Here is a 21297-nt window from a genome sequence, read left to right as displayed (position 1 = left end):
ATATCCAGTTCCCTCGCTCAATTCAAATCCAAATTCAGAGTTTTTTCCTCATCAAGCCAAAAAAGAAGAGCCGCACCTGTAAAGTGCAACTCCCTTTTGCTTCATTATAATAAGATTCGTTCATCCGATCAGGCCCATTGCGATTCATAAGGAAAAGGACATGTTGACTCACTCAGCTTCGCTCGTACCTGTACGAGACAACCACAATGCCGACAAGTTGTGCCATATTGCAATCCCGGACAAGCAGAGCAGATGGAGAGCCGACGTTCATATTCCTCATCCTGTACCGTCGGACGCGAACGCGAGGCAATCTCCACAAGTCTGGCCATTTTGGCATCGCTAATCTTCACATCGTACTGATCATTACAGCCCTTGCAAGGTTCCTGCCTTTTCATCATTAACCCTCGACAGCGATGACCCCAACCGATGCTGGTGGAAGGACAAAACGCAAGGTGTTATTCTCCAGTGTGAGTCCTTCCCACGCCACAGGCTGAACTCGGTTCGGCTGTTCAAAGGTATTGAATGCACCAAAATCAGTATGGTGCAGAATCTGCCCGGTTACTTTAGCGGCTTGAGCTGCGTCCAGCTGGCATACAACTTCCAACTCATCCGTGTGGCTAAGATTACAAGCCGTCACGTGAATGACCCCATCCTTGTTGCGGGAGGCTGACAAGCTGAGCTGAGGAATGGTTTCTTCTCCGAAGGTATACCCAGGGCTTTCATAATTCAAATCCAGTCGCTGCGCATCCATATGAACCTGATACATATCAAATACATGATACGTAGGGGTCAGGAGCATTTTGTCCCCTTCCGTGAGCACAAGCGATTGAAGCACATTGACGATCTGCGCAAGATTTGCCATGTGTACCCGTTTATTATGTTGGTTGAAAATATTCAGATTAACACCTGCAAGCACAGCGTCCCGCATCGTGTTCTGTTGATATAGGAATCCTGGATTGGTTCCCGGCTCAACGTTATACCACGTACCCCATTCATCCACAATAATGCCGACTCTGCCCTCTGGATCATATTTGTCCATAATCTCGGAGTGCTTCACCAGTAATTCATCCATATGGAGCGTTTTTTTCAAGGTGGTAAACCATTCAGCTTCACCAAATCCTGTAGCTGCGCCTTTATCATTCCACTCTCCTGTAGGGATAGTGTAATAATGAAGACTGATTCCATCCATAAAGCGAGCAGCCTCCCGCATCAGGACTTCCATCCATTCATAGTTACCTTCGTTCGGTCCGCAAGCGATTTTATAAATCTCGTTTCCGGAATAGTTACGTACATATGTAGCATACCGGCGATATTCATCCGCATAATATTCAGGGCGCATATTGCCGCCGCATCCCCAGTTCTCATTTCCCACGCCAAAATACTTCATTTTCCACGGTTCTTCCCTACCATTACTCTTACGCCAGTTCGCCATCGGGGATTCGCCGTCAAATGTGATGTACTCCACCCATTCCTGCATCTCCTGCACTGTACCGCTACCCAGATTGCCACTAATATATGGCTCCGTGCCGAGCAACTCACATAATCTCAAGAATTCATGTGTACCAAAGTGATTGTTCTCTTCCACACCGCCCCAGTGTGTATTGATCATACGAGCACGCTCACTCTTCGGACCTACACCATCTTTCCAGTGATATTCATCGGCAAAACAACCGCCTGGCCAGCGAAGTACTGGAATATTAAGCTTCTGCAAGGCCGTTAATACATCATTTCGAATCCCATCCGTATTCGGAATAGGTGAATCTTCTCCTACCCACAGCCCCTCATAAATACAACGTCCCAAGTGTTCGGAAAAGTGACCATATATATTGCGATTTATTAATCCTTTATCAGAATCCGCCTTTAAAATAACATCAACCATGATTTCAACCTCCATATAATGTATTGTTATCGCTTACAATAACTCGTTTTAGAGTAGGTTTCAACCGTTTTTATTTCTACACAAACAAGCCTCTTCCTGTGTAATTGATTAGGAAGAGGCTTGTTTGTTATAGAAATTCATACAGAGACTTACCAAATTGATTTTTATACATTTCTAATTTGGATTTGCCCGTTTATTATTTCAGAATAAGAGACTACTTAATCCTGCTCTGAAGGCAACAACATTTTTTGTGTCCACGTCGTTCCACCATCTGTAGTCTGATAGATCACAGGAGAGTTATCACTTGTGACTACGAGCCAACCCGTCTTGGCCGATGGGAACGAGATACGGGAACTGTATCCCGGATCTTTCAGGTCAATATTTTTCCACGTGGAACCTGTATCATAAGAACGTCCAATACCCACTTTGCCAGCTGCGGGTGAACCTGCAGACAGATACGCCGTCTGATTACCAATCAACGCCATGTTGCCGGGATGACCACCCGGGTTGGCTGGTCCGTTTCCTTTGCCCGTACTGTTTGTACCCGGTGCAGGACCTCCCCCTGCTGTGGATTGTGCAAATACTTGGGTCCAGTTCTTGCCTTGATTACCGCTCGCATAGAGGGAGTACGATTGTTGGGACATGCCTGCATCACCATACAAAAGGGCCCATACTTGCTGGCCATGTGCATACAGATCCCCTCCGCTCCATGTGTCTGAGACAACTCGAAGAGAGGTTGTCCAGTTCTTGCCGCCATCACTCGTTTGCTTCAGATGATATCCCGATCCAGGTACAACCACGACGGCATACCCTTGTTTCTCTGTTGCAAAGGCAGCTGCACGCGTGTTGGCAGGTGTATTCATTTTACTCCAGGTTACCCCGCCATCCTTCGTCTGATATGCACCATTATAGGTGTAACCATAACCTACATCTTTATTGCGAAAATCAATTCGCTTGAATTGAATGCCCGGCGTATCGAGCCGCGTCCAGTGCGATCCCCCATCATGGGTACGGATCAGATAGGTTGCAGGTGAATCCTTCACTCGCGCCAGCGCATATCCGTTCACATTATTCGGAAAATCAAGCTGAGTGAATTGCCACTGCCCGGTATATATGGACTGCCACGTACATCCTGCATTCGAAGTACCGATCAGGAAGCCTTCACCCCCAGCTCGTCCAGTCGTATCATTAAGAAAATCAATGTCAGTAAATTGCAGGTGTTGCTCTTCCACACCGCTACCCTTTTTTAATGTAGCAGATAGTCCATGATCTCCCTTTCCACATGCCTGTGAGGATGCAGCGTTAGCACCTGATAGCGTATGTACCGGACCCATCCCCCAAGCCAGCGTTAACGATAATGCGAGTGCACCAATCCGTTTCCATGTCATTGTACTCTTGGTTGTCATCGTAACACCTCCTTCTATGGTTTTACCCAAATTTGATGGTTCTAACGTAACAATCTGATTAACCCCGATGACAATTTCGCAAGAAAAAAACCACCTTTACCCATGATTGGATCATGTAGGCAAGGGTGGTTGATTACTAAACGTTGTGTACTCTAAGTTAAATGGGAAATGTCCTGATACCAAGGATAACAAAACTGATACTTAAGAAAAGGCATAAATATTAAGATGGAGTCATGCCAAGGCAGGAAACCTGCATATGCGAGCTATACTAACACAAGCAAAAAATGGTAGAGACAAGGGAACATACGTGCTATAATTAATGTTATGGACTTTTGAATATCGGTGGATGTTTTCCAGACCACGGCGCAGCTTCCCGAAAGGGGGTGACGTCGTTGGTCAAACTTGTGGCGTTGCTTGATGTAATCCGATGGATTGCTGCGATCCTCAGTATTGTACTGAGTGGGCGAAAGCTTTACCGTTGGTTGCGCAAAAAGTTTCGTAGCAAGCGAAAACCCACCTCATAAGGTCGGAAGCCTGACGGTGGGTTTTGCTTGAATAGCATTATTTAGTTCATGCGCGCCGTGGCAATCCACAGCCTTTCGGGTCCTAAGAGTCTTTACCGTTGGCAGCGGTAAAGGCTCTTTTTAGTATATGACCGAACCCGATCACCATATACTTCACGAATGTAATATATCAATTAATATACTACTGAATACTTATGTAGTCAGTATAGCACAGCTCTGTACAAAAGTTAACAATACAAAACGCCCTCCCCTGCGCAAAGTTGAACCCGCGCAGACAGAGAGCGTTATACTTATCGATTATTCTGTGATTATTTCACGAATCCAAGCAGCATTTCACGGATCAGCTTTGCAGCTACAATCTGTGTCTGTTGTGTTGGATCATAGATTGGTGCAACTTCAACCAAGTCACAACCAACGACATTCACATCAGATCCTGCGATCATATGAACGGCTTCCAGCAGTTCCTTGGACGTAATGCCGCCCGCTTCTGCCGTACCTGTTCCTGGTGCTGCTGACGGATCAAGCACATCGATGTCGATAGTTACGTATACCGGACGATTACCCATCTTCGGAAGAGCTTCCTTCATCGGAGCTGCCACTTCAAATGGATAGAAGTTGATGTTCTCGCGACCATACTGGAACTCCTCACGGGAACCGGAACGGATACCGAACTGATAGATGTTTTTGCCCCCCATCAACTCAGCCGCTTTACGCACTGGTGTGGAGTGGGACAATGGCTCGCCTTCATAGTTTTCACGAAGGTCAGCGTGAGCATCAATATGAATCAGGATAAGATCCGGGTATTTCTTGTACATCTGTTGGATGACTGGCCAAGTTACCAGATGCTCGCCACCGAGTCCCACTGGGAATTTGTCGTCAGCGAGCAGACTGCCGATGTATTCATGAATTACCTCAAGGCTGCGTCCCGCGTTACCGAAAGGCAAGAGCAGGTCTCCAGCGTCAAAGTATGTCATGTCTACAATGCTTTTGTCGAGATATGGGCTGTACTCTTCAAGTCCAACCGATGCCTGACGGATATGAGATGGGCCGAAGCGGGAACCCGGACGGAAGCTGACGGTGTAATCCATTGGCATACCATAGATAACCGCTTTGGAGTTCTCATAATCCTCAGAGCTGCAAATAAATACGTTTCCTGAATAAGCTTGATCCAGTTTCATTAATGATTTCCCCCTTTTATTTCGTTAAATCTTCCACGAATTTAGGAAGTACAAATGCTGCTTTGTGCAGACGCGGAGAGTAATACTTGGTATCCATCTCCGGGATTTGTGTCTCATCCACTTCGAGCGGGTCATGTTTCTTGCTACCCATGGTGAATGTCCACAAACCACTTGGATAGGTTGGAATATTACAGCCGTACACATGTACGATCGGGAAGATTTCTTTGACGTCTTTGTTCACCTTCTGGATCAGATCGGCCTTGAACCAAGGGTTGTCCGTTTGGGCAACGAAGATTCCGTCTTCTTTCAATGCTTCGTAGATGCCTTGATAGAACCCACGCTCAAACAATGGCGCAGCCGGGCCTACAGGCTCCGTCGAGTCTACGATGATCACGTCGTATTCATTTTTATGTTCAATAATATGCATGTAGCCGTCGTTTACGAGCACTTCAACATTAGGCTCGTCCAACTTACCGGCGATTTCAGGCAAATATTTTTTGGAGTATTCAATAACTTTACCGTCGATTTCGACGAGAACTGCTTTTTCTACAGCAGCATGTTTAATGACTTCACGAATGACTCCGCCATCGCCGCCACCGACAACCAGAACTTTTTTCGGATTCGGGTGAGTGTTCAGCGCAGGGTGTGCCGCCATTTCGTGATATACGAATTCGTCTTTTACAGTCGTCATCACCATGCCATCAAGGAGCAACATGTTACCGAATTCTTCGGTCTCTACCATGGCCAAATCTTGGAAATCCGTTTTCTCTGTAACATAGGTCTGCTTAATCTTCGCGGTGATCCCGAATACCGGGGTCTGTTTCTCCGTAAACCACAATTCCATAATCTCTACCTTCTTTCCGTAAAGTTAATGATCAGCCATACCCGATCAAGCGCTGTGCACTATAATCGGTTCGCCCAAGCACGTCCAGCGTTCGGCGCCATATCGCGTTATCATTGCTGGCCTGCGGGAAAGGTCCGCGGTTCACTTCATTATATAGATTAAATTGACCAGAGCGTGCAGAGCGTCTGACTAATCAATGAATCAATGACCATTCGTCTGTTCGTCCTTACGCGCTTTAGTATCTTGTGCCGAATCTTACCTTTTCATTACCCTTTTGCATTATACGCGATTGACGTTTATACTGCAAAACGGTTTTTAAGGCGAAAATGCTACATTTTGTTTGCTTATGCACCCGATTGAATATCCCTGCCAATCAAGTCCCATACTGGAAGAAAAGAGAGGAGCCCGTTCCATGACCAAGCCAAATCAAAAGACCCGCAAACGCGGGTTCCCTGTACGAAAATTCATTAAAAACCTGTCTCTGCTCGCCGTGCTCGCTATACTTGCTACCGCTGCAGGATTAGTCTATCTATACGCAACCAGCCTGCCCCTCGCAGACTCTGACCGGAATTCCAGATTACTGGACAGTCAAGGTGAAGTCATCGCTACCTTCTCCGCAGGTGGCAAAGACTCTGTACCCGTTCAACTGGAGGATATAGCTCCAGATCTGGTCAATGCCACTCTGGCTGTAGAGGACCGCAAATTCTATAATCACTACGGGTTCGACGTCCAAGGGATGGGACGGGCTGTGCTCGTTAACCTCGAACATATGCAGATGTCGCAGGGTGCGAGTACATTGACTCAACAGCTGGCGCGTAACCTGTATCTGTCTCATGAGAAAACATGGACTCGCAAAGCCAAGGAAGCCATGTACACGGCGCAATTGGAGATGAAATACAGCAAGGATGAAATTTTGCAGATGTATTTGAACGAAATCTATTATGGGCATGGTGCGTACGGAATCGAAGCAGCTTCACGAATGTATTTTGGCAAATCAGCCAAACAGCTGGATCTCGCAGAGAGCGCCATGCTGGCAGGAATCCCGAAAGGACCTACCTACTATTCACCCTATAACCATATGAAGAATGCCAAAGACCGGCAGAAGATTGTGCTGAATGCCATGGCGGATATCGGCAAGATCACCCAGGCTGAAGCCGATAAGGCCTATGAGAAAATGCTTTCGTTCAAACCGGAAAGTGAGCGTAAAACGGTGGAAAGTGCCCCGTATTTCCGTGACTATATCCGGAGTCTGGCCATCAAAGAGCTGGGAATCAGTGAAGCGATGCTGGATCATGGGGGATTAAATATCTACACCACCCTGGATCTGCGTGTACAAAAAGCAGCTGAAGACGCCATAGCGAAGGGTATGGATGCCAAAAGCGAGCTGGAGACGGCTCTCGTGTCCATCGACCCTCGTACAGGCTACATCAAAGCCATGGTAGGCGGCAAGAATTACCGCACCAATCAGATTAACCATGTACTGGCGACCACACGCCAGCCAGGTTCGGCGTTTAAACCCATTATGTATCTGGCAGCCCTGGAATCCAAGCAGCTCACCAGCGCATCCATATTTAACAGTGAACCTACCCTTTTTCACTATGACAATGACCGCAAAACCTATAAACCCGGCAACTTTGGAGACAAGTATCTGGGTGAGATTGATCTAAGACAAGCGATCGCCGCTTCAGATAATATCTATGCGGTGAACACCATTATGCAGATCGGTCCTGAACAGGTTGTGAGTATGGCGAAAAACCTTGGCATTACAAGCAACCTGAGCGCCGTACCTTCTCTTGCACTGGGAACGTCACCTGTCAGTCCGCTGGAGATGGCGTCAGCCTTTTCCGTCATTGCTGCTGGTGGACAACGGACGCCACCTGTCGCCATTCTGCAAGTAACAGATGCCGCAGGACGTGTACTCTATGAATCGCCTCAAACCAAGGCTGAGACCGTCGTGGAACCTGCAGCAGCTTATGTCCTGACTCGTTTAATGGAAAGTGTCTTCGAAAATGGAGGAACGGGTAACCGGGTGTCTAAGGCGATCAAACGTCCGGTTGCCGGAAAGACGGGAACGACCAATACGGATGCCTGGCTGGTTGGGTTCACACCCGAGCTCTCCACCGCTGTATGGGTAGGGTACGACCAAGGCAAAGCCATCTCGACTTCGGATGGTCGCCGGGCGGCGCCGATCTTTGCCCAATTCACAGAGCAGGCTCTTGCGAGCGTACCACCCAAAATTTTCACCGTACCTGATCATGTCGTAAGTGTCTATATTGATCCGGAATCCGGCAAGCTGGCAGGCAACGGTTGTGAAGAGAAACGATTGGAAGTTTTTATTGATGGCACTGAACCGACAGAGGTATGTCATGGTACGGCGGATGATTCGGATTCTGGAGAAGATGAGAAGACCCGTCAGGTACAGAATCAACAAGGCATACAGGAAGAGAAACATTCCTGGTGGGGAGATTTCAAACGTTGGTGGGTAGAATGACGCAAATACGCGATGACTTAGTTACGTCACCTTTGACCTCTGATTATATTGATCATTTGGAAATTCACTTCGGATGAAAACTCATAATTATTCGGATCGATGAATACTGTTAATGAACAAGCAAAAAGGCCCCAACCGAATTTTCCGGTTAAAGGGCCTTTTGCTTTTTTTCTTTTATACTGTGTTGAATGATCTAACTTAGGCAAGTGCTTCCTTCAATACGTCCGGAGAAGCATTCCACCAGTCTTCGTTGTGTGAGATCAACAGTGTCTTAAGTGCAGCTCGAGCTTCAGGTCCAAGCTCATCCAGCATGAAGCGACGCTTCAAGGCATAATCCATGCGATTCACATGTTCCGCCAACAGTTTCCATCCGCGTCTTGCTTCCGTATCAATCCACATCTCACATGCCGTTGCTCCACCATACAGTTGGCCTTCCTCCGTGCGATCGACAGCTACCCACACCAGCCATACCTGGCGTCCGTTGGGCACATCCTCACGATTGGTAGAGAACTTGATATTGCGTTCCACTTTGCTCTTCGCATGCATCGCACCAATATCGATTTTGGCTTCGCCATTATCAATAATGACCGGGGAAAGGTTATTCAGTTCAATGGAACCTGCACCGAAGCCTTTATGCTTGCTTTTTGCACTAACGATATTCAAGGCAATCTGTTTTTTGCCGTTTTGCTCGTTTTGGTCCATGTTTATAGCCTCCAAGGGTTGATACAAATATTTTAACTAATAATTGCCCCATTGCAAACATATACATGCTGTAGATGCTTGTCAACGGGAGGTATTTAACGATGATTCCACGACGCGCCAAGAGCTGGCTCACTGCATCCCTGGCCCTGTGTGTACTTGCCGGAGGGATATGGATCACTCTGGGTTATAATCGCTCAACTCATTCCGAATTGCCAGTACTCGCCCCCGAATCGGGCAAGCCCAAGGCAATAGCTCCAATTCCAGCACCTCCAGAGAGTGTACAGACCCCTACAGCCGAAGTGTACAGCAACCGTGTTGTGGAATACCACATGGATGTGAAGCTGGTCGAAGGAAACGTATTGGAAGGGACTCAGACGATCACCTGGACTCATCCAGGCAAAAAAACCGTCAACGAGCTTTACTTTCATATGTATCCCAACGCCTTCTCTTCTGCTGACACCACCTTTATGAAGGAATCCGGCGGAAAGCTTCGGGGTGATGTCATGCCTACCAATGGTTACGGCTCCATGAACATTACCGAAATGAAAACGGAGGACGGGCTCTCTCTCCTGCACCGGATGCAGTATGTGCAACCAGATGACGGAAATATCAAGGACACCACCCTCATTAAAGTACGCCTGCCCAAACCCGTCAAAGGCGGGGAAAGTATCACACTCCACACCCGATTTGAAGTGAATCTGCCAAAGATTTTTGCCCGGATGGGAACTGCTGATCATTTTGTCATGGCAGGTCAATGGTTTCCCAAATTAAGTGCCTATGAACCTGTAGGCAGGCGTGGACGAACAACAGAAGGCTGGAATCTGCACCAATACCATGGCAATTCAGAGTTTTACGCCGACTTCGGTATATATAGTGTGCGTATTCGGGTGCCTGAAACATACAAAGTGGCTGCTACCGGATTTCCGACGCAGCAAGCCGTGGTGAAGAACGGAGAAAAAGTCTATCAATTCTACGCCGATGATGTGCATGACTTCGCATGGGCAGCCTCACCCGATTTTGTGTACGCAGAGGAGCCATTCTCCGCACCCAATGTGCCTGGTGTACGAATCAAGTTATATCTGGACCCAGCTCATCAGGATCTGAAAGAACGTTATTTCCATGCTGCGAAGGCCGCTCTAGCCAATTATAGCAAATGGTTTGGCCCGTATCCTTACGCTACCTTATCCATCGTAGTTCCACCCAAAGCGGGGAACGGTGCTGGAGGTATGGAATACCCTACGCTAGTTACGGCCTTTGGAGCCGATGACACTACGCCAGGTTATGACCTGGAACGTACCGTAATCCACGAGATCGGACACCAGTACTTCTACGGCATGGTTGCCAGCAACGAATTCGAGGAGGCCTGGCTGGATGAGGGATTCACCTCTTATGCAGAAGACAAACTGATGGAGCAGGAATACGGATTGATTCCGAATCTGCCGGTACAATCGGGACTGATTACGTCTCCTTCATCCTTAACACAAGAATCTTGGAAGTTCGATTCACAGAATGAGTACGCCGCCAATGTCTATACACGTGGCAAGCTTGTATTGCTTGGTATCGAACATCAAGTCGGTGCCAAAAAGATGGAACGCATTCTCTCTACCTATGTGAAGAAATACCGCTTCAAACATCCCACTTCGGCTGATTTCCAGAACGTTGTGGAACAAGTGACCCGCACTTCCTGGTCTGATTATTTTGATCAATACGTCTATGGTAACGGGATGGCTGACTTTGCTGTAGAGAAGATTCGTGTTACGCCCGTACAGAAAGACGGTCAAACATTGTACGAGTCATCCGTGACGATCGCAAAAAAGGGCAGTGATTACAGCGCCGTTCCTGTTCGCATTGCTTTTGAAGACGGGCATATCCTCACCAAGCAATGGAATGGACAAGAAGATCGCATCACGTATAAATTAACTCACACATCCCCCGTATCCTGGGCCATGACCGATCCCCTGTACTCGATCGTGCTGGAGAACCGCCATATGAACAATTTCCTGAAATCCGGACTGGATGAGCAGGCAAAGTCCCGCTGGAGCATGAGTGTAACCAAACTAATAGAAGCCATATTCGGAGGTCTGTCATGGTGAGGTGGAAACGGTGAAAGCGAAAATACGTGAAGGCTGGTTTCTCGTCCGTCAGCATATGTTCATTGCCGCACTCTTATTTCTCTATCAACTCATTTGGGGATATTTCTTCTATCGAATGGTACAGTCGGCGGTCATCCCACTACTCCTTCGCTATCCAGATGCTGATGCCGGTGAGCTGAGTACACTTTTGTTCAAAATGGAAAGTCAACTTAACCTGTCTACCCATCCGGAGGTTCATCGTTATCTATGGATTCTAGGGGGCATGCTGCTAGTTCGCATGTTGATCAGCCCCCTCATTCAGGCAGGACTGCTCTACTCACTTCAGCACTTTAATTCTACAGAAGAGCGCATCCCCTTTGTCCGCGGAATCAAAAATCTGTGGAAACCGATGCTGCTTCTCCACACTATACGTACATTATTGATACTTCTGCCCGCCTACTGGCTCATACCGAAGCTCTACTCCATTCTCATGGACGGATTTCATTCCCTTCAATTACTGTTGCCTGGTATACCTTATGTTGCTGCCTGGATTGTATATGGTTGGATCATCCACCATGCCATACTCTACATGCAGTTCGGTGTGTCGGCACCAGAAGGAGAAGGCGGGGCTCACGGTACCCTCAAAGCACTCTGGATTGCAATGCGTCATCTCATCGCTGTAATCGGCATTGCACTCCTGCTGGGCGGAGTACACCTGCTCGTCTTTGGGGCCTTCACTTCAGCCTCATGGTTATTAACGGGACTTACCGGACTTATACTACAACAGACGTATCCACTTGCCAGATGTCTATTGAGTCTGTGGAAAATATGCAGCCATTTTCGATTATGGCAGTCCAAAATATCCAAAGGTGAGAGCAGATAGTTTAAAAATTGTTACCATCACATGTTAAACTCATGGCCTAAAATGCACTTATAAATAGGCAAACCTCAACCTTTCCCCGTCAAAGGTCGAGGTTTTTTTTGCTAAATTTGTTGCTAAACGTTGCCAAAGCCGTACTCCTCTGTTACAATAATCGCAGTGAGTTTTTAGTAACAACTTTGTAATCTTTACATTCATATTTGTAACTACTTAAAATTAAATCGTCATTTCTTGATTTCGCAGGTGCATAACTAGCATAGCCAAATTCCTGGCACCTGGGAAGCGGGGGAACCAGTTATGGGTGAATTGATCTTGCTACAGAGGGGTCATAGGGGACCTTCAACCGAATCCTTAAGCTAACCTCGCAGGCGTTGGAAGGGGAATATCTCTTGTTCAAGAAGAAATTAACCGCAGCTGTACTTAGCATCACATTCGCATTATCACTTGGTGCAGGTAGCGCATTCGCAGATTCAAAGATGGACACAGTAATTGATTCAGCAATGGGAACTACATACAAAAGTGGGGGAACAACGCTTAACGGCTTTGACTGCTCCGGATTTACACGGTATGTATTCGACAAGTTGGGTATTGATTTGGCACGCCAATCCAGTTCCCAATTCGACATGGGCGATTCCGTATCCCGCATGGAAATGAGAGCTGGGGACCTGGTGTTCTTTAATACAACAGGTAAAGGCGTATCTCATGTAGGAATCTTTGTAGGGGATGGAAAGTTTGCACACTCCTCTTCTTCCAAAGGCGTTACGATCAGTGCATTGAGTGAAAACTATTGGGCCAATCGTTATGTTGGCGCGAAACGGATTATGAGCACGGACGCATATGAATCACTGGCCCTTGACTAGGGACAAGCTGAGCAACATGATGCTGTAACCATTAACCATACTGGAACGAAGCAAGAAGCATAACAGAACCGCCCGGTACATTCTCCGCAGGAATGTATCCGGCGGTTTTTTTGTGCTTCAATCCTTATTCATGTTGCAAGTTATACTCGGGGCATATCCTGCGACATCAACAGGTTCATTTTGCGTTCGTTCGTCCGTGCCCTTATGATGTTTTTACCCATCCCGTTATAATATAAACGAAATTACCGGAACTTTTGTTTCATTTTTTTCTAGGGAAGGAAGACTTGCTAAATGAACATCACTTTTGTAGAGTGGACAAAGAGTTCTGTTTCAAGGAAAGGAGCATGCAGGTGTATGAAGGAAACCCCTGTGACGTTTCACGTTGTACCCATGCGAGAAGAACATGCGGAGCTTATCTGCAGTTGGCAGTATGATCCGCCTTACAATATCTACAGCTGGCTCCCCTGGGAGCAGATGAAAGCTCTGGAAGTCGAATTCGGAGATGCACAGCTGCGGCAGGAGCAATATGCAATCGTCCTGGATCAGAACGATCGTATATTCGGGTTCGCTCAATACTTCCCACTTCAAGGGGTAACCCGGATTGGCCTTGGCATGCATCCAGAGCTGTGTGGTCAGGGTCAAGGGACAGCTTTTGTCACTGCCATTGTACAGGAAGCCATTCGCCGAAATCCCACGAATGAGATTGATCTGGAAGTACTCACTTGGAATGCTCGTGCCATTCAAGTCTATCTGAAGAGTGGATTTGTCACCCAGGATACATACGAACGACAGACCCCAAGCGGCTTGAAGCCCTTTCACTGTATGGTTTATGAAGGGCCTCGCGGTTAGAATCCATTGCAAAACAACCAAATTTGCCCCTTGTTATGTGATTAGTTCAAAAAATTCCCACAAAATGCTATGATGTCAGTACAGGTTCCGTTATAATGATATGGATAGTTTCAGGTTAGATGATCTTTCATTCTGGAGGGGACATAAGGGATGCACAAATGGATCATGAGCGGAGTATTTTTTGCAGCATGCGCTTTAGCTATTGTTTTAATGTTTACGCTTCCAGGGAAAGAAGAAGTGGCTGAAGAAGCCAAACCAACCATGCCGGAAGTAACATTGGATGCCGGACAGGCTGAGGCACTGGTCAAAGCCAATTGTATCTCCTGTCACGGGGATCAGCTTCAAGGTGGCGTAGGACCTGCTCTGGCAAACATCGGCAGTCAGGATGATCTGGAGAAGATCTATTCTACGATTGTCAAAGGTAAAGGTGGTATGCCTTCCTTCAAGGGCAAACTGCAGGATGAAGAGATTGCAAATATCGCCATGTGGCTGTCAGAGAAGAAATAATCTCTGCACGAACTACATAATGAAGAGGCCCTTAATCCCCTTTTGGGAGAATAAGAGCCTCTTTGTTATACCAATTATTAGGCATCTGCCGCGTGCTCAGCCAGAAAGGCCTCAACTTCACTTGCGGACGGCATCCCGGACTGGGCGCCGAGCTTCGTCACGGATAACGCGGCCGCACCCATGGCGAAGCCTACGGCCGCGTCCAAAGTCTCACCGCGCGCGAGGGCTACCGCCAGCGCGCCGTTGAAGCAATCGCCCGCGCCGGTCGTATCGACGGCGCTTACGGCGTAGCCGGGCGCACGGCACGCGCCGGCACGCCCTGCTTGTACGCGGCCACCAGGCGCCGCCGCGTATACAGCCCCCTCGGGGCCGAGCGTCGTGACGACAGCGGCCCCGAGGGATGCGGCGAGCTCTGCGACTGCCGCATCCAGGTCTTCCGGCCGGAGATGATCCCGGCCGGTAAGCACGGCAAGCTCACTGCGGTTCGGCGTGACAACGTCGACGCACCGCAGGAGCTCCTGGGGCAGACCCGGCACCGCGGGAGCCGGGTTGAGCACCACCAGTGCGCTGCCTTCAGCCGCCAGTTGGGCGGCGCGGGTAACCGCTGGCAGCGGGATCTCCAGCTGTAGCAGCACCGCTGCGGCTGCAGTCAGGCTTTTTACCGTATCCGCCTCTTCCAGCATCTCAGGCACCACTTGCCCATTCGCACCAGGAATAACAATAATCCGGTTGTCTCCCCTAGAGAGCCAAATGGACGCCGTCCCTGTAACCGTGTCTTCCAATACGCGAACCTGCGAGGCATCTGCACCACTTTCCGTCAGACTGTGCAGCAGACGTTCGCCAAAACCGTCCGATCCCACCGCACCAATCATCGTAGTCTGTCCACCCAGACGCGCAGCAGCAACAGCCTGGTTGGCCCCTTTGCCACCAGCGAGATAATGCAGTTCCTCACCGCTCACCGTCTCTCCCTCTTCCGGAATCATGTCTGTCTTCACCACGAGATCCATATTGAGACTGCCTACGACAGCAATGAGAGGTTGTTTCTGATTATAGTCTGACATGTATGGTTCACTCACTTCTGGCCGCGCGATAATAACTGACCTCGTTATTCCGACCTCATTTTGTCATAAGCTTCGTTATATTGTCCTGCTTCCTTGATATCTACAGATGTGATACCACCCGCATCCCATGACGTCAGACGCAGCGTAACCGTTGTATAGTCAATCGTAATAAAAGGATGATGATTGAATGCTTCCGAGATCGCAGCGACCTCATCCACAAATGCAATCCCTTTCATGTAGTTGGAGAACACGAATTTACGTACAATCCACCGTCCCTCTTCCAGTTCCCAGCCTTCCAGCCTCCCTAGATGAGCTTCGACTTCCTCTTGCGAAAAAACCATGCGTTATCTTCCTCCCCATAGGATGGTACATTACAGACGTATCTCCGTATAACCACCGACACCTTCGGTGCGATCAACAGCAACCTCAAAGGCCAGGCTCACCGCCATGCGGTTGGCCCATTTCACGACTAACATCTTACCACGGACAAGCTTCAAAATCCAATCACCTACATGGCATAGAACCAATAACCATAAGGCTTTGAGGAAAACTCCAGTTCCATTTATACCCCTGAAAATGCATATAAACATACTAAATTAAAGGTACAAACGTCAACTCTTCTTCCCCGATCAAAATATGAATGCGGTGCTGCTCCTTATCATGGATGACCACGCCACTTCCAACCGGAATAACAGACTCCTCGCCCAGCGCATAGAACAAATCCTCCGCCAATGCCTCATCCACTTCAAGTTGGTCAGTTGCAGCCAGTCTCTCCCACTCTTCCGAGTCCATTTCAAAGAAAACATACCGATCCGGTATGCGCCCGATTGCCGTTGTCAGATCTGTCAAAATTCCTTCATAATCCCGTCCATGCTTTACGCCCATTGGCTTTTCACTCCTATTCGGCCCCTAAGGAGCGGATTTGATCTTATTATACCTGAAAATAGCCCTTAAAAAAAAAGGCCTTCTGGTCGATAAATACATATATGACCGTTTTAACTGTTTTAGCAACCGTAAGGAATGCCTAACATTGAACGGATTGCGGCCAAAAATTCGTCCGGAAGCCCGAACACGGCCGCTTGAAAGGATTCAATTTTATCTCATGGATGAGGTGTATGATGAACATTTCAACGATTATTGGACTAATTTTGGGGCTGGTCTCCCTTGTATTTGGTATGTTCTTGAAGGGTGCGCCCTTAATCAACCTGGTTAACAATCCCGCAGCCTACATTATTATCTTTGTTGGTACGGCAGGAACCATCTTTATCGCATTTCCGATGTCTGAAGTTAAAAAAATCCCTAAGCTTTTCGGGATTGTTTTCAAAAATCAAGTACTTATTGATCGCGTATCCCTGATCGGCACATTTATGGATTGGGCTTCCACTACCCGTCGTGAAGGTTTGCTTGCACTGGAATCAAAAGTAGAAGAGATTGACGATCAGTTCCTTCGTGGCGGTATGCGTATGATTATAGACGGCAACGATCAGGAATTTGTAAGTGATGTACTCATGGAAGATATTCATGCTACAGAGGAGCGCCACCGTGGCAGTGCCTTGATCTTCGCTCAGGCGGGGATGTACGCACCAACGCTCGGGGTTCTCGGGGCCGTTGTAGGTCTCATCGCAGCACTTGCCGATCTCAGTGACATGGAGAAACTCTCCCATGCGATTGCGGCAGCATTTATCGCAACACTCCTTGGTATATTTAGTGGTTACGTGTTATGGCACCCGATGTCTAACAAGCTGAAACGGATGTCCAAGCAAGAAATGGAGATCAAGCTGATGATGGTTGAAGGACTGTTATCCATACAATCCGGTGTCTCCACCATCGCCATCAACCAAAAGTTATCCGTATTCCTGACACCTTCCGAACGTAAACAACTGGAAGAGAAGGAGGGATCATCAGGTGAAAAAGGCTAAGAAGCACGAACCACATGAAGAGCATATAGACGAGAGCTGGTTGCTTCCCTATTCCGACTTAATGACCTTGTTGCTCGCTCTGTTTATTGTATTGTTCGGCATGAGTTCAATCGATGCAGCTAAGTTTGAGCAGATGGCTTCCGCACTAAACAGTGCATTAAATGGAGGTTCCGGAATTCTGGACCATTCGTCCATGAATCCGGATACGCCAGGTGCTGATTTGGGTAAGAACAAACAGGAACCTACAGAAATCACCAAGAAAACACCAGCTCAGATTACAGATGCACAGATGGCTAAGAAAGAACAAGAAGACCTGGAGAAACTCAAAGAGCGACTCGACAAATATATCTCGAAGAACGGGCTCTCGGACCAGCTGAACACCAAGCTGAATCAGTCTGAATTGAAGATCACCATCAGTGATAACGCCCTGTTCTCCTCAGGCCGAGCAGATGTGAAGCCTGAATCACGATCCCTGGCCAAAGCAATCTCAAGCATGCTGCAGGAGTTCCCTGAATATGAAGTGGTTGTATCCGGTCATACCGATAATATTCCCATTTCGAACAACCAATATAAGGATAACTGGGATCTAAGCGCAGATCGTGCGCTCAACTTCCTGAAAATCCTGTTGCTGAACACGCAATTGGACCCTTCCAAATTCACACCAAGTGGTTATGGAGAGTATCACCCGATTGCCAGCAATGACACCAATACCGGACGGGCACAGAATCGCCGTGTAGAGGTATCTATCATTCGGAAGTATCAAAGTAACAATACAAATGTAAAAGCCGTTGGCGAAGGAAACTAGCGGCCTGCAGCGATTCATTAACCAAAGACCGTTCTCCAGGTACAAGGAGAACGGCCTTTTTGGTTTATATAATGCTTATGCTTTGGTTTATCTCTACATTTTTTCACACTATTTGCAAGATTCACCTGTCGTCATTGACCCTATACCAAAAAGCCCTGCGCTCCTTTTCGGAAAGCAGGGCTTCAATCAGTATTTAGTCAAAGTCGAATCAACTATTCCAGTGAATAGTCCAACAGACCGCCCAGCTCCGCTTTTTCAGCAGCGGTAAGCTCTCTCCATGAACCTGTCGCCATTTCTCCAAGATGAATGTTCATGATCCGAACACGCTTCAACTTACGAACCTCGTAGCCAAAGGCACTACACATCCGCCGAATCTGACGGTTCTTTCCTTCAGTCAGGATGATACGGAATACTCGATCCGTCATCCGGGTCACTGTACAAGGCAGGGTCATTTCACCCAGGATCTTCACCCCAGTGCTCATACCTCTAAGGAAACTCGGGGTTACAGATCGATCAACAGTAACGATATACTCTTTCTCATGGCGTCCTTCTGATCTAAGAATCCGGTTAACGATATCACCATCATTGGTCATCAGGATCAAACCTTCTGAGTCCTTATCCAGGCGCCCAATTGGAAAGATACGTTCATCGTGTCCGACAAAATCAACGATATTGCCCTGAATATGCTGCTCGGTTGTGCTTGTGATCCCGATCGGTTTATTCAGCGCGATATATACGTGTTTTCTCTTTTCCTTGATTGGCTTGCCGTTGATTCGTACATCGTCGCCTTCTTCTGCCTGACTGCCCAGTTCAGCCTTAACTCCATTAATGGTTACCTGACCACTATCCACCAACTTATCTGCTTCGCGCCGGGAGCAGTAACCTGTTTCACTAATAAATTTATTAATACGCAAAAGGTAATCTCACCTCATCTATTTCTCTTCATCTGTAAATGGTTCATCCGTTATCTGATCTACCTCAATAACTTCCGGTTGTTGCTCGGATGCAGGCAGTTCAATAATAACCGTTGTTCCCTTGTTCATGATGCTTTTAATATCCATCATGCCCTTATGTGATTGAATAATGCGCTGACTGACCATCAGGCCAAGCCCTGTCCCAGACTCTTTGTTCGTAAAGAAAGGCTCCCCAAGCTTGGGCATCATCTCTTCCGGGATACCAATGCCTTCATCCCTGATCTCAATTCTGACGCGTTTCAACTGCTCGTCATGCTTGAGCTTGATATGGATGCTTCCTCCATTTGGCATGGCCTCCATACCATTTTTCAGCAAATTGATGAATACCTGCTTCAATTGGTTCTCTTCACAGTGTACCATAGCCGAATCGGATGAGGCACGCAGTACAAATTCTACACCATGCAGATGCGCCTGACTATCCAGTAATGAGATGACATCGCCAAGAATAAAACGAATATCCCGATTCTGAAAATGAACCGCCTGCGGTTTTGCCAGAATCAGAAATTCACCAACAATAAGGTTGATTCGATCCAGCTCCGATAACATCAGATCCAGATGACGATGATTCAGCTTGTTGCTCTCTTGCTGTAACTGTAGGAATCCACGCAGCGTGGTCAGTGGATTACGAATCTCATGTGCCACACCTGCTGCAAGCTGGCCCACGGTTGTTAGCTTCTCAGAACGCCTGAGCAACTCTTCCATCCGATTACGACTTGTAATGTCCCTGGAGACGCTAATCAGCGCGGTAATCTCTCCAGCCTCGTCTCGCACCGGAGCCGTACTGACACTGACCTCTACTCGGGTCCCGTCTTTCTTCATCCAGGTGGTTTCGTTGGACGTAATGGACATCCCTTCAACGAGTTGGGCATGCTGACGTTTCATTTCTTCTTCTGCTTCTGGCGGGATGATCTTCAGATTACGACCTTCCACTTCACGACTTCGAAATCCATATAATTGTTCAAATGCCCGGTTAACCCGAAGCACCTTTCCTTCAAGATCCGTAATGTGAATGGCATCCGCTGTCTGATTGATAATGGACTCCAGATGTTCTTTCACCGCCCGATTCTCTTCATACATCTGTTTCAGACGGCTCGTATAATGGCCTAGATTACGAATCATGGCATTAATACGATTGGCCAGTTGACCAAGTTCATCCTTCCTCCGGACTTTCAGACGGAAATCAAAGTGCCCTTCCGCTACATCATTCACTTTGCCCAGTATGGATTGGATCGGACGCGTAATATACCCTGCGAGCAGATAGCTGCCAAAGATCACGATCTCCAGCAAAACCAAGGATATGGAGGCATGGCTCACCAACTGCTCAGATACCATGGAGGATATTTGCTTATAGTCCATGACAATACTGATCACATAGGAAGACTGATTGGGTGTGAATATGGGAATAAAACTCTTCAATACCTTCTGTTCGTGCGTTTCACTGACAAAAGATACATTTTGCCCTGTTCGAATGGCGCGCACCACAGCACGATGATCCTCATCCGTAGAACCATACTGGTATGTACCAAAACGAATCGGTCTGTTATTCAACTTGCTAAAGTTCGAATCTCTTCCGTCATCACCCATGTTCGGGCTGCCAAAAGTCAACGGATTGATGCCTGTAATCTCCAGAATGGAGGGATTGACCTCACGAATTTTATTTAAAATCTCATCCGAACTAGAGATTTTCACATAGTCATCAACTTCCGTATTATTATAGAAAGGATTGATTATGTAGTTTCTCTTTCCATCATGGTAGTAACCCCAGATATCAATATCCGAAGGACTGGAGGTTGAATATTCGAATCCATCTGACCAGAAATGCTCCAACTTCTGCCCTTGGGGAATCGTCACCTGTTGTTTTTCAAACAACTGCTTAAAGGCCTGATACCAATAGGTCATGGATTTGGTGGACAGCCCGATTTCTCTCGGATCCGAAGAGCGGCTAACAACGATGTCATCATCCGTCTGCTCCATTAACGATATATGTGAGACGCCGACCTTTTGGCTCAAGCGTACAAGTTCTTCATTTGTGATATTATTAATATCCGGGTCCAACTCTTCCGCTGCCATGACAGCAGCAAGCCACAGATTGTTTCCAATCTGCCGTTTTACATAATCCGAACTGTATTGATTCTGTTCGACAGAAATTGCAATCTGCTTTGCAGTGAGCACCATCTTGTTTTCACTGTCCTGCCTCAGATTCTCTTCTGTAGTATAATAACTCAGTGCGATATTCAACACTAAAATAACGAGCACTGAGCACGACATAATCATGGATAATTTCGTTTTAATAGACAAGTTTTTTTGTTCACCTCTCGGCTTGTACCCTCTGGCGATATATGGCAA

General features: G+C 47.4%; 21 protein-coding genes and 1 riboswitch. Of the genes, 9 read left to right on the top strand and 12 right to left on the bottom strand.

The annotated features are described in order from the left end of the window. Positions 1–128 precede the first annotated feature (128 nt). The 3 genes from MKZ13_RS00580 to MKZ13_RS00570 all read right to left on the bottom strand — a co-directional run bounded on the left by MKZ13_RS00580 (position 129) and on the right by MKZ13_RS00570 (position 3285). Positions 129–398, bottom strand: a complete 270-nt coding sequence (locus MKZ13_RS00580; protein WP_237178610.1) for a DUF6171 family protein — start codon at positions 396–398, stop codon at positions 129–131. Further along, positions 398–1879: an alpha-N-arabinofuranosidase gene (locus MKZ13_RS00575; RefSeq protein ID WP_339181074.1), complete on the bottom strand. Its 1482-nt coding sequence runs from the start codon at positions 1877–1879 to the stop codon at positions 398–400. The genes MKZ13_RS00580 and MKZ13_RS00575 overlap by 1 nt, the downstream gene beginning before the upstream one ends. A 218-nt stretch (positions 1880–2097) precedes the next feature. Continuing rightward, positions 2098–3285, bottom strand: coding sequence for a hypothetical protein (locus MKZ13_RS00570; RefSeq protein WP_339181071.1), 1188 nt, complete (start codon positions 3283–3285; stop codon positions 2098–2100). A 392-nt stretch (positions 3286–3677) separates the two neighbouring features. Between MKZ13_RS00570 and MKZ13_RS00565 the strand changes: the two genes are divergently transcribed. After that, positions 3678–3809: a hypothetical protein gene (locus MKZ13_RS00565; protein ID WP_017691304.1), complete on the top strand. Its 132-nt coding sequence runs from the start codon at positions 3678–3680 to the stop codon at positions 3807–3809. Between the two features lie 308 nt (positions 3810–4117). Here the strand turns inward: MKZ13_RS00565 and speB are convergent, their stop codons facing one another. Both speB and speE read right to left on the bottom strand, forming a co-directional pair. After that, a complete protein-coding gene (gene speB / locus MKZ13_RS00560; RefSeq protein ID WP_237178613.1) occupies positions 4118–4987 on the bottom strand; it encodes an agmatinase in 870 nt (289 codons plus the stop codon). Positions 4988–5003: 16 nt separating this feature from the next. Further along, positions 5004–5831, bottom strand: coding sequence for a polyamine aminopropyltransferase (gene speE / locus MKZ13_RS00555; protein WP_017691306.1), 828 nt, complete (start codon positions 5829–5831; stop codon positions 5004–5006). A gap of 412 nt (positions 5832–6243) precedes the next feature. On the opposite strand from speE, the gene MKZ13_RS00550 reads away from it, so the two are divergent. Continuing rightward, positions 6244–8322 carry a PBP1A family penicillin-binding protein gene (locus tag MKZ13_RS00550; protein WP_339181067.1) on the top strand — a complete coding sequence of 693 codons (2079 nt, stop codon included), beginning with the start codon at positions 6244–6246 and terminating at the stop codon, positions 8320–8322. 198 nt (positions 8323–8520) lie between these two features. On the opposite strand, the gene MKZ13_RS00545 is transcribed toward MKZ13_RS00550, so the two are convergent. Next, a complete protein-coding gene (locus MKZ13_RS00545; protein WP_017691308.1) occupies positions 8521–9024 on the bottom strand; it encodes a YwhD family protein in 504 nt (167 codons plus the stop codon). Between the two features lie 101 nt (positions 9025–9125). Here MKZ13_RS00545 and MKZ13_RS00540 point away from each other — a divergent pair, with 101 nt between their 5' ends. The 5 genes from MKZ13_RS00540 (at position 9126) to MKZ13_RS00520 (ending at position 14192) form a co-directional block, all read left to right on the top strand. Then, positions 9126–11117, top strand: a complete 1992-nt coding sequence (locus tag MKZ13_RS00540; RefSeq protein ID WP_339181063.1) for a M1 family metallopeptidase — start codon at positions 9126–9128, stop codon at positions 11115–11117. Between the two features lie 10 nt (positions 11118–11127). Then, on the top strand, positions 11128–11979 hold the full coding sequence (locus MKZ13_RS00535; protein WP_237178616.1) for a hypothetical protein: 852 nt from the start codon (positions 11128–11130) through the stop codon (positions 11977–11979). Between the two features lie 245 nt (positions 11980–12224). Then, positions 12225–12362: riboswitch (cyclic di-AMP (ydaO/yuaA leader) on the top strand. A gap of 39 nt (positions 12363–12401) precedes the next feature. After that, a complete protein-coding gene (locus MKZ13_RS00530; RefSeq protein WP_223199955.1) occupies positions 12402–12836 on the top strand; it encodes a C40 family peptidase in 435 nt (144 codons plus the stop codon). Between the two features lie 354 nt (positions 12837–13190). Beyond that, entirely contained in the window at positions 13191–13685 is a 495-nt protein-coding gene (locus MKZ13_RS00525) for a GNAT family N-acetyltransferase (RefSeq protein ID WP_339181058.1), read from the top strand. Between the two features lie 150 nt (positions 13686–13835). Beyond that, positions 13836–14192 (top strand): cytochrome c, encoded by a 357-nt coding sequence (locus tag MKZ13_RS00520; protein WP_036607288.1) that lies wholly within the window; start codon positions 13836–13838, stop codon positions 14190–14192. Positions 14193–14269: 77 nt separating this feature from the next. Here the strand turns inward: MKZ13_RS00520 and rbsK are convergent, their stop codons facing one another. The 4 genes from rbsK to MKZ13_RS00500 form a co-directional block, all read right to left on the bottom strand. Further along, positions 14270–15253 carry a ribokinase gene (gene rbsK / locus MKZ13_RS00515; protein ID WP_237178618.1) on the bottom strand — a complete coding sequence of 328 codons (984 nt, stop codon included), beginning with the start codon at positions 15251–15253 and terminating at the stop codon, positions 14270–14272. Between the two features lie 44 nt (positions 15254–15297). After that, complete coding sequence (locus MKZ13_RS00510) at positions 15298–15594, bottom strand: 4a-hydroxytetrahydrobiopterin dehydratase (RefSeq protein WP_062838136.1); 297 nt, start codon at positions 15592–15594, stop codon at positions 15298–15300. Between the two features lie 30 nt (positions 15595–15624). Then, a complete protein-coding gene (locus MKZ13_RS00505) occupies positions 15625–15780 on the bottom strand; it encodes a hypothetical protein (protein ID WP_339181055.1) in 156 nt (51 codons plus the stop codon). Between the two features lie 64 nt (positions 15781–15844). After that, positions 15845–16138, bottom strand: coding sequence for a hypothetical protein (locus tag MKZ13_RS00500; RefSeq protein ID WP_339181053.1), 294 nt, complete (start codon positions 16136–16138; stop codon positions 15845–15847). Between the two features lie 233 nt (positions 16139–16371). Here MKZ13_RS00500 and motA point away from each other — a divergent pair, with 233 nt between their 5' ends. Beyond that, positions 16372–17172, top strand: coding sequence for a flagellar motor stator protein MotA (gene motA, locus MKZ13_RS00495; RefSeq protein WP_211085594.1), 801 nt, complete (start codon positions 16372–16374; stop codon positions 17170–17172). Then, positions 17159–17977 (top strand): flagellar motor protein MotB, encoded by an 819-nt coding sequence (motB, locus tag MKZ13_RS00490; RefSeq protein WP_237178619.1) that lies wholly within the window; start codon positions 17159–17161, stop codon positions 17975–17977. Before motA ends, motB begins: the two co-directional genes overlap by 14 nt. Positions 17978–18189: 212 nt before the next feature. On the opposite strand, the gene MKZ13_RS00485 is transcribed toward motB, so the two are convergent. Both MKZ13_RS00485 and MKZ13_RS00480 read right to left on the bottom strand, forming a co-directional pair. Further along, positions 18190–18891 (bottom strand): pseudouridine synthase, encoded by a 702-nt coding sequence (locus MKZ13_RS00485; RefSeq protein ID WP_221824808.1) that lies wholly within the window; start codon positions 18889–18891, stop codon positions 18190–18192. An 18-nt stretch (positions 18892–18909) separates the two neighbouring features. Beyond that, a complete protein-coding gene (locus MKZ13_RS00480) occupies positions 18910–21249 on the bottom strand; it encodes a PAS domain S-box protein (protein WP_339181050.1) in 2340 nt (779 codons plus the stop codon). Positions 21250–21297 lie beyond the last annotated feature (48 nt).

The organism is Paenibacillus sp. FSL R5-0701, assembly GCF_037973995.1.
Taxonomy (GTDB): domain Bacteria; phylum Bacillota; class Bacilli; order Paenibacillales; family Paenibacillaceae; genus Paenibacillus.
Note: the sequence above shows the minus strand (reverse complement) of the source record. Positions and strands in the feature narration are given on the sequence as shown.

What these genes read in the sequence shown, in the direction of transcription:
- MKZ13_RS00580 (WP_237178610.1), bottom strand. Translation starts at nt 398, where the DNA reads ATGATGAAAAGGCAGGAACCTTGCAAGGGCTGTAATGATCAGTACGAT.
- MKZ13_RS00575 (WP_339181074.1), bottom strand. Translation starts at nt 1,879, where the DNA reads ATGGTTGATGTTATTTTAAAGGCGGATTCTGATAAAGGATTAATAAAT.
- MKZ13_RS00570 (WP_339181071.1), bottom strand. Translation starts at nt 3,285, where the DNA reads ATGACAACCAAGAGTACAATGACATGGAAACGGATTGGTGCACTCGCA.
- speB (WP_237178613.1), bottom strand. Translation starts at nt 4,987, where the DNA reads ATGAAACTGGATCAAGCTTATTCAGGAAACGTATTTATTTGCAGCTCT.
- speE (WP_017691306.1), bottom strand. Translation starts at nt 5,831, where the DNA reads ATGGAATTGTGGTTTACGGAGAAACAGACCCCGGTATTCGGGATCACC.
- MKZ13_RS00550 (WP_339181067.1), top strand. Translation starts at nt 6,244, where the DNA reads ATGACCAAGCCAAATCAAAAGACCCGCAAACGCGGGTTCCCTGTACGA.
- MKZ13_RS00545 (WP_017691308.1), bottom strand. Translation starts at nt 9,024, where the DNA reads ATGGACCAAAACGAGCAAAACGGCAAAAAACAGATTGCCTTGAATATC.
- MKZ13_RS00540 (WP_339181063.1), top strand. Translation starts at nt 9,126, where the DNA reads ATGATTCCACGACGCGCCAAGAGCTGGCTCACTGCATCCCTGGCCCTG.
- MKZ13_RS00525 (WP_339181058.1), top strand. Translation starts at nt 13,191, where the DNA reads ATGAAGGAAACCCCTGTGACGTTTCACGTTGTACCCATGCGAGAAGAA.
- MKZ13_RS00520 (WP_036607288.1), top strand. Translation starts at nt 13,836, where the DNA reads ATGCACAAATGGATCATGAGCGGAGTATTTTTTGCAGCATGCGCTTTA.
- rbsK (WP_237178618.1), bottom strand. Translation starts at nt 15,253, where the DNA reads ATGTCAGACTATAATCAGAAACAACCTCTCATTGCTGTCGTAGGCAGT.
- MKZ13_RS00510 (WP_062838136.1), bottom strand. Translation starts at nt 15,594, where the DNA reads ATGGTTTTTTCGCAAGAGGAAGTCGAAGCTCATCTAGGGAGGCTGGAA.
- MKZ13_RS00500 (WP_339181053.1), bottom strand. Translation starts at nt 16,138, where the DNA reads ATGGGCGTAAAGCATGGACGGGATTATGAAGGAATTTTGACAGATCTG.
- motA (WP_211085594.1), top strand. Translation starts at nt 16,372, where the DNA reads ATGAACATTTCAACGATTATTGGACTAATTTTGGGGCTGGTCTCCCTT.